The 12,252-nt window shown below is 42.7% G+C and carries 12 protein-coding genes; 4 read left to right on the top strand and 8 right to left on the bottom strand.

What is annotated here, in order from left to right; genetic code table 11:
- The first annotated feature begins 59 nt into the window (after nucleotides 1-59).
- On the top strand, nucleotides 60-1,112 hold the full coding sequence (gene gldB / locus IDJ76_RS08095) for a gliding motility lipoprotein GldB (RefSeq protein WP_191162588.1): 1,053 nt from the start codon (nucleotides 60-62) through the stop codon (nucleotides 1,110-1,112).
- Between the two features lie 118 nt (nucleotides 1,113-1,230).
- Here the strand turns inward: gldB and IDJ76_RS08090 are convergent, their stop codons facing one another.
- The 3 genes from IDJ76_RS08090 to IDJ76_RS08080 form a co-directional block, all read right to left on the bottom strand.
- Nucleotides 1,231-1,416, bottom strand: a complete 186-nt coding sequence (locus IDJ76_RS08090; RefSeq protein WP_191162586.1) for a hypothetical protein — start codon at nucleotides 1,414-1,416, stop codon at nucleotides 1,231-1,233.
- Nucleotides 1,417-1,489: 73 nt separating this feature from the next.
- On the bottom strand, nucleotides 1,490-3,274 hold the full coding sequence (locus tag IDJ76_RS08085) for a glycoside hydrolase family 9 protein (RefSeq protein ID WP_191162584.1): 1,785 nt from the start codon (nucleotides 3,272-3,274) through the stop codon (nucleotides 1,490-1,492).
- Between the two features lie 180 nt (nucleotides 3,275-3,454).
- Entirely contained in the window at nucleotides 3,455-4,939 is a 1,485-nt protein-coding gene (locus IDJ76_RS08080) for an alpha-amylase (protein ID WP_191162582.1), read from the bottom strand.
- A 225-nt stretch (nucleotides 4,940-5,164) separates the two neighbouring features.
- Here IDJ76_RS08080 and IDJ76_RS08075 point away from each other — a divergent pair, with 225 nt between their 5' ends.
- Nucleotides 5,165-5,371, top strand: a complete 207-nt coding sequence (locus IDJ76_RS08075; protein ID WP_191162580.1) for a YtxH domain-containing protein — start codon at nucleotides 5,165-5,167, stop codon at nucleotides 5,369-5,371.
- Between the two features lie 76 nt (nucleotides 5,372-5,447).
- Here the strand turns inward: IDJ76_RS08075 and IDJ76_RS08070 are convergent, their stop codons facing one another.
- The 5 genes from IDJ76_RS08070 to IDJ76_RS08050 all read right to left on the bottom strand — a co-directional run bounded on the left by IDJ76_RS08070 (nucleotide 5,448) and on the right by IDJ76_RS08050 (nucleotide 10,526).
- Nucleotides 5,448-6,593 (bottom strand): DUF3095 domain-containing protein, encoded by a 1,146-nt coding sequence (locus tag IDJ76_RS08070; protein WP_191162578.1) that lies wholly within the window; start codon nucleotides 6,591-6,593, stop codon nucleotides 5,448-5,450.
- An 82-nt stretch (nucleotides 6,594-6,675) separates the two neighbouring features.
- Nucleotides 6,676-7,653: a ligand-gated ion channel gene (locus IDJ76_RS08065; protein ID WP_191162576.1), complete on the bottom strand. Its 978-nt coding sequence runs from the start codon at nucleotides 7,651-7,653 to the stop codon at nucleotides 6,676-6,678.
- A gap of 96 nt (nucleotides 7,654-7,749) precedes the next feature.
- Nucleotides 7,750-8,130, bottom strand: a complete 381-nt coding sequence (locus tag IDJ76_RS08060) for a response regulator transcription factor (protein WP_191162575.1) — start codon at nucleotides 8,128-8,130, stop codon at nucleotides 7,750-7,752.
- 129 nt (nucleotides 8,131-8,259) lie between these two features.
- Complete coding sequence (locus IDJ76_RS08055; RefSeq protein ID WP_191162573.1) at nucleotides 8,260-8,622, bottom strand: SLOG family protein; 363 nt, start codon at nucleotides 8,620-8,622, stop codon at nucleotides 8,260-8,262.
- A gap of 116 nt (nucleotides 8,623-8,738) precedes the next feature.
- Nucleotides 8,739-10,526 (bottom strand): hypothetical protein, encoded by a 1,788-nt coding sequence (locus tag IDJ76_RS08050; RefSeq protein ID WP_191162571.1) that lies wholly within the window; start codon nucleotides 10,524-10,526, stop codon nucleotides 8,739-8,741.
- Between the two features lie 426 nt (nucleotides 10,527-10,952).
- Here IDJ76_RS08050 and IDJ76_RS08045 point away from each other — a divergent pair, with 426 nt between their 5' ends.
- Together IDJ76_RS08045 and IDJ76_RS08040 are read left to right on the top strand one after the other, a co-directional pair.
- A complete protein-coding gene (locus IDJ76_RS08045) occupies nucleotides 10,953-11,642 on the top strand; it encodes a VIT1/CCC1 transporter family protein (protein WP_191162569.1) in 690 nt (229 codons plus the stop codon).
- Between the two features lie 178 nt (nucleotides 11,643-11,820).
- Nucleotides 11,821-12,246, top strand: a complete 426-nt coding sequence (locus IDJ76_RS08040) for a QcrA and Rieske domain-containing protein (protein ID WP_191162566.1) — start codon at nucleotides 11,821-11,823, stop codon at nucleotides 12,244-12,246.
- Nucleotides 12,247-12,252: the final 6 nt, after the last annotated feature.

Raw genomic sequence — 12,252 nt, 5'->3', positions numbered from 1 at the left:
AACAAGTAATGCTTACGCGTAATGCAAATAAAAAAATTATTTTTGCTAAAACGTTATAAATGATGTCTTATTCCCCAAAAACAATACTAATCTTCTTAAGTTTTTACACCTGCCTGTTATTTACAGCATGCAGCCACAAAAACAAAGTTGATGTAAGCAATATAGCTGTTGATGTGAAGATTGAACGTTTTGACCATGACTTTAACCAGCTTAAAACTAAACCCATTACCCCTCAAATAGCTATTTTACAAAAAGAGTATGGTGTGTTTTACAACGATTTTATTGAAAGGGTAATCAAATTAGGCAGCACAGCCGATACCAATTATTATAAAAACCTGCGCGATGTTTTTGCCGGTACGGCCTACAGCGACCTGAAACATGACGTGGATGCCCTTTATCCCAATACTAATAAGCAAGATGCCGAACTAACCGATGCGTTCCGCAGGATTAAATATTATTACCCGGAAAAAAAATTGCCACGGATTTATGCCTACATATCGGGCTTTCAGGCACAAGTATCATTGGGAGACGGGTACTTCGCAGTTGGGTTAGACTTGTTTTTAGGCGCCGACTCCCGGTTTTATAAATCGCCGGCATTGGTAGAAACCTTCCCGATGTATATCTCCCGCCGCTTTACCCCTGATAATATCACACCCCGCGTTATTGAAGGCATAGCACGCGAAGATATGTTCCCGGAACCCGACGAGAATAAATCGTTGCTAAGTAAAATGGTGTACAATGGCAAGATCATGTATTTTATGGACCAGGTACTGCCTGATCTGGCCGACTCGACCAAGATAGGTTTTACCGCTAAACAGATCAAATGGTGCGATGATTACAAAGGCAATATTTGGCGCTACTTTTTAGAGGAGAACTTGTTGTATGAAACAGATTATCAGAAGATCCAGAAATACTTAAACGAAGCCCCCTTTACGCCGGGGCTTGGCGCGGATAATGAATCGGCACCGAAACTGGCGGTGTGGACCGGCTGGCAAATTGTAAAACAATACATGGAAAAACATCCAAATGTTACCTTGCCGCAACTAATGACCGATAACGACGCCCAAAAAATATTAAACGAAGCCAAATACCGGCCAAAGGATAAGGAGTGATTTTTAAAGACAATTTAAGTTCTATATCGATTGTTTTAGACGAAAAATTCAATTACCAACCTACAAAAAAAGCGCTCATGATGTTCATGAACGCTTTTAACTATATTTTAATCAGGGTTTATTTCAAGATGCCGAATACTGCTTTCAGCGCAACGAAAGATGCAACTAATAATACCAGGTTTGATACCAGTGTAGCGTGAGGAAATTCAGCAAAACGTAAATAAACACCCACCAAACCTGCAACTATTGTAAGAACTAAAAATTTGTAGTGCCCTTCTGCATTGGCGTTTTCCATTGATTCCATTGTACTGTGTTTTTTATCTGAAGCAAAAATATAAATGTTTGCCGAAAAACCCAGCATGTTTTTTGATTTTAATCTAATTATTAGCAACCGGTTGGGCCAATACAGCAACTGCCTGTAAAAACCAGGCCGCATGCGGGATCCATTGTTCGGTCCAGCGCCATTCGTTGCCTTGAGCCTCTGTTTTAAAGTCGATACCGCTGCCGTCGGGGTTGTCATCTTTTCCGGTTATGCCGTTATTGATGCCCCCCTTTTCGGACCCATGCCCAAAGCTGGATTTCATGTAGGGAACGTTGTTATTGCCAAACCCATATACAAAGCAGCGGCTGTAAGGATTGCCGCCCATTATCCACCCTAATTGGTTATTGGCAAACGCTGCTAAAGCAGCATTAGTACCCCAGTTGCCTTTTGCCGGGTAAACCAACCTGCCGCCAACAACCGCAGCGGTAGCCAGCGACCCCAAACGGGCATTTTCGCCCTGCCACCACCAGCCGGTTTCATTTTCGTGCGGGATAAAAAAGCCATCCCTTACCTTACCTTTAAACATAAAGCTTTGGCGGGCATAACCAAATGGGTTGTTTACCCTGTTGGTGACCGTTAAATTATAATCAAGCGCTTTTTTGATGGTTGTCAAAGCAGGTGTACGGTACGCTTGATCCTTTTCCGCATCCAGGTAGCGGCTTAAGGCTACTACAGGCAGTCCCGCGTCTGATGCGTGCCAGTACGGCCGGCCGGTATCGTTTGCATAAAAGTAGCCTGCAGGGCTCATGCGGGTGGCTAGTATTTTGGCTCGCTTCCTTGCTTCGTCACGATAAACAGGTTTTCCGGTGGTTATCCAGAGCTCGGTGGCGGCCATAAGCGCGCAGTAATCGTCAATGATGTTCTCTTTGTGATCATCATCATATTTCAGGTTGTTCTTTTGCAAATGCTCAAAGGCCCGCTCGGCACCTGCCAGGTATTGTTCGGAAGTGAAGTTGCCATTCTTTTTCCAGCGGGCAATGCGGGCTAAAGCGGCAATGGCCATGCCCCCGCCCTCACGGTACGCGCACTGGTAGTCGGCAGTAGTTTTACTATCGGCCAGCAAGCCAACCACATGGCGGGCATTGGGATCTTTATTAAAATAACTGAACACGATCATGTAAAAATAGCCTTCCTTGCTTAAGGCCCGCATCATATAATCGGCACCGTAAAGGGCTTCGTTGTCCAGCGAGTCTTTTACGCCCCATTTGGTAAGTAAGGCGGGGATAGCCTCAGACGCGCTCACCATAGACCAGGTGACCAGCGGCGTTTGCTGCGGCGACATATAATTGGCGTAAGCCAGGTGCGAAAAGTACTTACTGACATCGCCCGAAGCATCGCACCAGCCACCGCGCATATCGACCGTTTGGTTGCTACCGAATAATTGCATTTTAGCATCTGCTGCTAACTCCTGCGGGGTGTTGGCGCGTTGCCTATTATAATAGTGGATGATAGCGCCTATGGTTTGCTTCGCGATAGCATGTTCGCCGATCTCGAAAGCGTAAGAAGTATAAACCTTGCCGCCCGAAGTAACGGTCAGTTGATACTTACCCGGCTTGTTAAACCTTGAGAAGTCTGCCTTGTAATACATTTTGTCCGGGAACCATTCTGTGATAAATTGCGGATCTGTTAAGTGGCCTTTAAAAACGGCTTTGCCCGAAGCTGTATTGGTTATTGTAAAAGCAAGGTTAACCTTTTGCGGTGCATCAAATTGCACCACCGCCGTTTTTGGGGCGTTGCTGTCAAAAGCTATCTGGTTCACGTAAATGATGGGGTTGGCCAACGCCGTAGCATTAAACAATATTAGCCCGAAGAGAAGCACTTGCCTTTGAATATTTTTCATGGTAAGGTAGTTAATGAGGCGCAAAAAAGGTTTACAAAAGTTTACATATTTTGCAAATGTTTGTATTTAAAATACAAACAATCAGCAACTTGCAAAAAAGCTGGGTTTACATATAAACGTAAAAACGGGATGCCCTGCAAAAGCAAAACATCCCGCCTAAAATAAGCATTTTAATAATACCTAATTCTTTAAAGCCCAAACAGACACAGAGCCGGCCCTGGTAAAGAATTCGGCCCAGCCATCTTCGTTTACGGTTACCTCGGCATCGTGCTTACTCAGGTAGTCAACAAATACTTTACCGGCATGCGCTTTACCTATCTCCATCGTCTTTGAACCTTCGTCGCCGTTAGACAATACCACTGCACAGCCCGAGTTTTCATGATCGCCATCGCCTTCGCGTGTCCACCCTATACAGTTGGGGTGGTCAAAGTAATCGCGCTGCTGCCCGTAGGCTAAATGCTTGCGCACGTAAAGCATCGGTTCAAGTTCTTCAACTTTAGCCAATATGATCTCCTGCTCGTTGCCTTCGGCGTCTTTATCTTTATAGGCTGCCCCGTACAAATCCGGATAAAAAATGCAGGGGTAACCATCCGCGCGCAATAAGATCAGGGCGTAACCAAGCGGTTTGAACCAATAGTCTACCGGCTGCTCTAACGATTGTAAAGGTTGCGTATCATGATTCTCTACCAGGGTTACTGCCAGCGCCGGGTTTGCCGCCACTAAGGAGTTATCAAATATTTTACTTAGGTCGTAATCTTTCCCTTTAACGGAAGCCACGTGAAATGCGTTATGCAACGGCGCGTCAAAAAGCGACATGCGGCCACCGGTAGCATCGATATATTTTTGCAGATCACCTATCTCAAAACTCCAGTATTCGCCAACAGTAAATAGTTCCTGCTGTAGTTCGCCTCGCAGGTGATCGAGCCAATCATTATAAAAGTCAAACGACATATGTTTAATAGCATCTAAACGCATCCCATCAAATTGGGCTGTTTCTACGTACCATTTGCCCCAGCGCTTTAGCTCGTCGCGCACGGCGGGGTTGCGGGTATCGATATCGTTCAGCATCAGGTAATCAAAGTTGCCGTTCTCATCGCCTATTACATCTTCCCAAGCTTCACCTGCCTCGTTCTGGATACTATAAATAGCAGTCTCTTGCGTGTTGCTGTCATAATCAACGCCCGAGAAGCATTTCCAATCCCAAACGAATTGAGAATAATTACCCTGCCTGCCCGGGAATGTGAACTTTGTAAACGATTCTATCTCGTAAGGGTCACTTATAAATTCGTTGCGGTTATCGGGGTTTACCTTGCGCACCATAAACTTTTCAGCTTCTTCTGCCCCGCCCATGTGGTTCAGTACAATGTCTGCATATACGCTAAGACCTGCACCTTTTGCTGCCTGTATAGCATCCAGGTACTGCTGTTTTGTACCGTATTTGGTACGTACCGAACCCTTTTGATCAAACTCGCCCAGGTCATAAATGTCATACACATCATAACCTACACTGTAGCCGCCGGCCGCACCCTTATAGGCAGGTGGTAACCATACCGCATCGATCCCTATACTCTTTAACCTTCCCGACTCATCTTTTAAGTGATCCCACCAATTGCCATCGCCATTGGTATACCATTCAAAAAACTGCAGCATTGTAAAATTTTCCATCCTGTAAGTATAATTATGTTAGCCTAAACCTTGTAATCATGATATAGTTTTTAACGGATATATAAATTATTGCAATTAGTTTTACGTCAATAATAGTTTTACTGGATGTTAAAATTATTATCGAGCCCTAAGCGTCCCCGTTATTTTACTATACCCTTTAACCTTTAGCTGTATTGGCATTATAGTTGTACAATTATCATACATTTATAATAAAAAACTTAAATCATGGGCTTACTAAAATTTATAGCTGTTGGCGCTGCCATCGGATACGGAATAAACTATATTACTAAAAAAGGCGATAATGGCCGGTCTATTTTAGATGACATCACCGAGGATGCACCGGAATGGTTTGAGAAAGCCAAAGCATACGCGACCGAAAAAATTGACTTGGCTGTTGATGAGGTTAAGCAAAAAAGAAACGATTACCAGTAAAAGGTAAACACGTTGAAAACACAGGTTCTTGCCGTAAAGGTAAGGGCCTTTTTTTTACGCCTTTTTTACCGGGTTATTATAATTTGGCTTTTAACATCATGGCCGCCTGGGTGTACCCACCTTCAGATCCATCTACAAAGTGGATATGATCATCAACCATATCGCGTACGTAGCACGACATTACCGACTCTTTACTAACATGCAATCCGTAAATAATTTCGCCCCGGGCTTCAAACACATCTAACGCACGCTGTAAAGCGATACGTTGTTTGGCAGTGCCCGATATTACGGTATTTATCTTCCCGTCTATCACCAGCGTATCAGACATTTCTACCAGATTTTCCAGGTAATTTTTACCATGGGTAGTACGGAAATATAGCGGACCCAAAAAAGTAAGCACCCAGGTTTTAACAAACTCAAACACCTTAATCTTACCCATCCGGGCGCGGATCTCTGCACCAATCTTATTAAACGTGGTTTTTAGCTTTAATTTTGGAATAGATATCGGCTGCCGTTTTTGCGGCGAGCCGTAAAACTCATCTATTTTTATGATCACCTTTTTAAAAGCTTCAGATTGCCTTACCCCCTGGCCTGCTATCACTAACAAGGTTACAATTTCTTCCTTATTCTCTGGCGGGGGGATCCTGTCCCAACGGCATTGCATCCCGGTAAGGTCAAGCGCTTCGGTTTGTGCCGGCAAGGGCGCTAAAAGGTAATTGTTGCCTTTAACCAATTTTTCGGCATAATTGAGGCCGTTCCCTAATAAAACAGGAATAGAGAATGATTTGCCCGCACAAAACCGGGCAATATGCAGTTCGTTGCCGTTAGCGTATATTTCCTTTACAGGCACGGTACCAATGCGCAATTCCAGTTTAAAATTGGCCATTGTGCTCTCTTTATAAAGGGCTAACGCCTGCATCACTTTATCGATAATTGACGGAGGTACTATAAACGTAGCCCCATCGCCGCCAAAAAAGAATGGGGCCGTAACATGAAGCGCATAGGCAATGTTCATCACCGTAACAATGCTGCCGGTTGCCATTAAGTTGATATCCTCGTGCCGACCAGTTTGCACTGCCTTTGTAGAACCAATAATATCGGTTATGATCACATGCCAATCGGCAGGTATGTTGGCAAAAAGCTTAGCGCTGGTCAGCAGGTTACTCAGCGGTATTTGATGTACCGGCAAACGGGCGTAAAACTGATCGTTTGTTGACGACATATTTATAATTTAACAACTTAATAGACGAAAAAATGTATCGCTAAAGATCAAATAACTTAGGAACACAAATGGGCTACTTAATTTAATGCCTGCTTGCACCATAAATAAAATAGCAATTTACAACAAGGTAGGTGGCCAATAAAACCTGCGCGCACCAGAAATCAAACCGCTTGGCTTGCTCTACCTTTTCCCGTTTGATCAATCGTAACGAGTATGACGTACAAATAATTACTGTCAGGATAAATAGCAAGGTGGTGCCATGCAGGGTATCAACAAGCGTAAAGGTGGTAGACTCGGGCAGGGCCGAATCGATAATATATTTATTACCTATCACCGCAAACAGGGCGCCTACACTCAGGCCAAAGCGCGAGTCGATACTATCGGTATGGATATAAAAGCACATATAGGAAATTAGGAAGGCCACATACATGCCCAAAAACATTTTCCAGAAAAGGCCCATTGCGTCACGGTCTATTTGGAGGCGTACCTTAAAGTTACTGTACTCCGTATGTGGTTTGGCCAGGCTTGCATCGCCAAAGCCTGTTTCATAAGTTTTGATGCCGGTAGAGATATCCAGGCTGTCGATATTCCATCCGCGCAAGGTAAAACGCGGGTCGAAGTTTTTGCCGAGTGTATCTGCCTTAAATACTAATGATTTCGAGTCGAACTGAGAATTTTCTATCGAGAACCGAAGTTTCTGCCTGTCGAAAGGGAAATTATCTATCGCCCAGGAGTCTTTCATTACGCACTGCAGTTTCATTAACAGATAGATTTTGTTATCGCTCGAATCGACAGTGGAAAAAGAGGTAGTTACCGATTTAGCCTGCGGCACCTCAAGGTTATGCAAAAAATCGAATTTTTTATTCTTGTATTTTAACCAAAGCCACATGTTTACATTGTACTCTTTATCCTTAAAGTTAATATCATGGATACTGGTTATGTAAACGCCGGTTGTAACCGTATCGGGGGCAATCTTTTGCGCTTTTGATAATGTTGGGATCAGAATAAAAACCGTTAAGCAAACAGATATAATGACCTGTCTGACAAAATATTTCAGCATAAAAATCAAGGTTTTAGAATATGCCAAAATAAGCTTTTTGTTTGATGTGTAAAGGCCTGTGAGCAATTTTCCGATTGAGCTATCCGAGGAGCTTCGCTAAATAAGCCTATGCTGGCTACCGCCGGCAAAACGGTTAACTTTTTTAACAAAATCGCTTAACTCAAAAGGTTTTGCGATATAGTCGTCTGCACCGCAATCTTCTTTTATTTGTGCCAGGTCGGTATTTGCCGAAACCAATATTACCGGTACATGCTTCAGGTCGGCGTGCGATTTGATATAGCGGCACATAGAATGCCCGCCTTCACCGGTCAAATTAAGATCGAGCATGACCAGCGCAACCTCGTTCGACTCCAATTTTTTCCGTGCCATGCCGGTGTCGCTCAGGCTGATCACTTTATAACCCTCCATCTCCAATAATATACACATCATCTCGCCAATAATCGGCTCATCCTCTATAACAAGTATTTTTTCACGCATAATTGCTAACTCGCAAATTAAAGGCCACTATTTACAGGTGCCAAAAGTTATTACGCTGACGATGTTAGTGTTGCGCTTTGAAAATAAAAAAAGCCTGACCAAAGCCAGGCTACGTCAACATAATTTTTGTTAATAGGAAATAACCCGTAATGGCAATTGGCTGGCGGTAGCCAGGTCAATGAGCTGTTTTGTCCCTTTCGACATTCCATCCCAAAAACAGATGCAAGCATCAGCAAATTTCAACATTTGACTGTTGCAATAACATTCCACCATGTCTCCTTCGACATGATCATACGGGAATTCGGCAACCTCATATCCAAATTCACAAGCATACGCCTCGCCCAGCATATCGCCACCCCGGACTGTGCTGGAAACAATGACAATTTCAAATTCAGCAACCTTATCTGCCAGGAGATCACTCACGCTATCTTTTAAAAGCGCATAATCAAAAAAATCACGCCCACCGGCAATGATCAAATTAAAATATTTCATCTTATAAAGTATTTTAAAATTGAGGTATCCAAAGCATGAAATTAAGTATTCGCTTGTATTAAAGCAAATTATGTAAAAATTATAATAATGTAATAGCTTACTTAGCCGGGCCAATACTATGGTGTAATTTTCAAGCCATTCAATTTCTCTTCAGAAACCGATAAATCTGCTATCAGCAAATCAATAAAACCCGAGGCTTGGCCCGGCAGATCATTAAACAAGCTTTTATAATAAATGATACCTGATTGTAATTGTAACTTAAACCGTTCCAATTGCATCGTCTTTTTCTCTGTTAATTGTTTAAGATGTGATTGCAGGTCAGATTGCAAATATTCTATATAAAGATTTAGTTCTTTGATAAAAATATGTGGTCGTTTAATCTTATCTAACAAATCAAGACTGCCGTAGATATGGCTAACCATTTCATCAAGTGAATACGTCCGGTTAAAATAGGCCAGGTTCGGCCCCGGGCAAATAGCTACCGCACTGTTCTCTTTAGGCTTAGTTATCCGGTATTTAAGGTACGCTGAGGAACATAGACCTTCGCACAAGCATATTTTTTCGGTGATCGTTTGATACCGCTGGTCGTATTCTTCCTTTATTAAATGGGCAGCTTGCAGTTCTGCTATTTTCAATCCCTGGTATTTACTGGAGGCCGTACAAATAGGTAACTCTGTAAACTCGGTGTTGGTGCATAGATATTTTTTGGTGCAGGGGCTGCCGGGCCTGCCGGTTGCCAATCGCTCCAGTCTTTGTTTCTCGATAGAACTGCCTTTAAAGTTATTGAATAATATACCTAAAGGCGATGAGTTGCTCAGGTAATAATCCGGCTCGCTTGCCCCAGTCAGTTTGATGAGTGTTTCATCATCAACATTTGTCGCTTCGGGTACTAATAGAAAAGGGCTTCCCCAACCGGTGGCATCCAGGTGATAGTGTTCCATAAGGAATGTATTTTCATCAGATGTACCGATGCCTCCCTGTACGCTTAAGCGTTGCATAGGTTCGGTCACCAATTCCAGCCCTTTATTAACCATAGCTGACCGGTAAAGTAAAATTAATTCAGTAAGCATATCTAAACGCTTCACTTTAAACTCTTCCAGGATAGGCCCCAACAAGTATCCTTCTGTTGCAAATGCATGCCCACCGCAATTCAGTCCCGATTCCACCCTAAATTCAGAAACCCAAAGTCCTTTTTTTGCCAGGAACTTCGCTTGTATAAAAGCCGAGCGAAAATCGCTTACTTTTAGTATGATCTTTTTTTTGAAGACCCCGTGTTCATCAGGTAAAAATGCATCAAACTTTTCCAGGTAACTGTACAATCTCGGATTCATTCCGGCAGACAAAACAACTGATGATCTCAGGTTGCTTTCGACGAAGCCGCGCAAAGCACACAGCGCGTCAGTGTTTTCATCGCCAAGGTATGCACCATCTGTATTAAAATTCATCTTATCTACTTTGGCCATAATGTTTACATCCATCGCTCCGGGTTTGATTAACCGGCGCAGGATATTTTGGAAAATGGTTTTGCTTTCACAGGCAGGATATTCCATCATCAAATCGAAACCTTGTCTCAACTGTGACCTTTCGGGTAAAAGCTCAAAATAACGGCAGATATCGTTTCCCTTTTCAAATGCCTGCTTTTTTAAATTATCCATTTGCTGATCGACAAGTTTGCTGATCAAATTCAGATAAGCGGTAATGCGCTTAGTTCTGGAATCAAATGCTGATTTATAAATCGGCATAAACGGTTCATTATTTTCCAGCGCATGATATTCGCGCATACGCTCTACCAGGTCATCGTCTACAATAGACATTGTTGACTCAATGCCATATCGAGCGACTTTTAAAGGAGTGTCGATAGAAAAACCCAATCCTAATACCGGAATATGAAATGTGTGGCCCATGGTGATCAATATTTTCCGCCAAAGTAAGCAGTCATAACGGCGGCCAAGGTGACGAGCGTCACTTTAAAAAAAGTTCTTCGGCATTATTTAATCAAAATTATAGTACATTATTACCGGAGTAGTCTCTAAAAGGCTTATCGTGCTTTTAGGCCGGGCTTTGGGTAAGTCCACGGGTATAAGCATTAACAGATCGGGACAGGAACGAAATACTAAGGCCACTTTACCCGGATAAATAACATGGAATATATTGAACGGAAAGGTTGGAATAAAGTATTGACCCTAAGGGCTGCGGCAAAAGAGTTTACTAAAACAAATGCCTGAATAGGTTATTAGATGCGTATTAAATTAATACAAAGACCAGATTTATCCAATCAGAATGAATTCAGATTTCTAAACTAACTTTACAAAATAAGTTTCAGACATATTATGCATAAAGAACATCATGTAACCGGTTCAGAAATTATCAGAGATATTGTTATAGGGATGTCAGATGGTTTAACTGTCCCCTTTGCACTTGCAGCAGGTTTAAGCGGGGCCATCAGCTCGTCGGGCATAGTTGTTACCGCCGGTATTGCGGAGATTGTAGCAGGTTCTATCGCAATGGGCCTTGGTGGCTTTTTAGCCGGGCGTACAGAAGCTGACCACTATAATTCTGAATTAAAGCGCGAATACGATGAAGTGGAACGTGTACCTGAGCAAGAAAAGGCAGAAGTAAAGGAAGTATTTGCGGCGTTCGGCTTATCCGAATCGTTACAGCAGCAGGTAGCCGATGAGATGGCAAAAGACAAGCATAAGTGGGTGGATTTTATGATGCGTTATGAATTAGGGCTGGAAGAACCTCAAGCGAACCGGGCTACCAAAAGCGCTATTACCATTGGCTTATCCTATATAGTGGGTGGTATTATCCCACTTTCTCCTTACATATTGGAAAGTAAATCCCAAACAGCGCTGGTTTATTCGTGTATTGTTACCCTCATAAGCCTTTTTATTTTTGGCTATTTTAAAAGCAAACTTACCGGCCAGCCGGCTATAAGCGGCGCGTTTAAGGTAGTTGTTATAGGTGCATTGGCTGCAGGTGCTGCATTTGCGATGGCCAAACTCATTAATGGAAAATAAATTTAGTAGGCCCATCATTTATATTTCTAACAATAGTGCCGATTTCATTTTAACTACAGATTTGTAATTTATAATTGTAAGAAAGTTACACCCATTAGTCGATACAATAAACGCATTTGTCCATACATCCACTTAAACTAATTGATTTGACAATATTTTTATCTAAAACAATAGTATTATGGATAGGAAAGAATTTCTTTCGGCAATTGGGGTAACTGCCGCGTCGTTTGCATTAATAAATTGTGTGGGCTGCGCTAAAGGTGGCGAGGCCTCATCGGTATCGGTGAACGGGCCAACAGGTATTGATTTCACGTTAGATTTAACTACAACGGCAAACGCTGCTTTGTTAACTAATGGCGGCTATTTAGCAACCAATGGCATAATTGTAGCCCGCACAACCGTAGGTGCCTATATTGCTGTTCAGCAATCCTGCACGCATCAAAGTTATAATTTGGTTTATCAGGCCAACAGTCAACGGTTTTATTGTAATAACCACGGGGCTACCTTTTCTGAAGCCGGTGCGGTAACTGCAAGCCCCGCACCACGATCATTAACAACCTACACTACAGTATTAACAGGTACATCTTTAAGGGTACATTCATAACACTAA

Origin of the sequence: Mucilaginibacter glaciei, from assembly GCF_014773245.1 — a bacterium.
Lineage (GTDB): Bacteria > Bacteroidota > Bacteroidia > Sphingobacteriales > Sphingobacteriaceae > Mucilaginibacter > Mucilaginibacter glaciei.
Note: the sequence above shows the minus strand (reverse complement) of the source record. Positions and strands in the feature narration are given on the sequence as shown.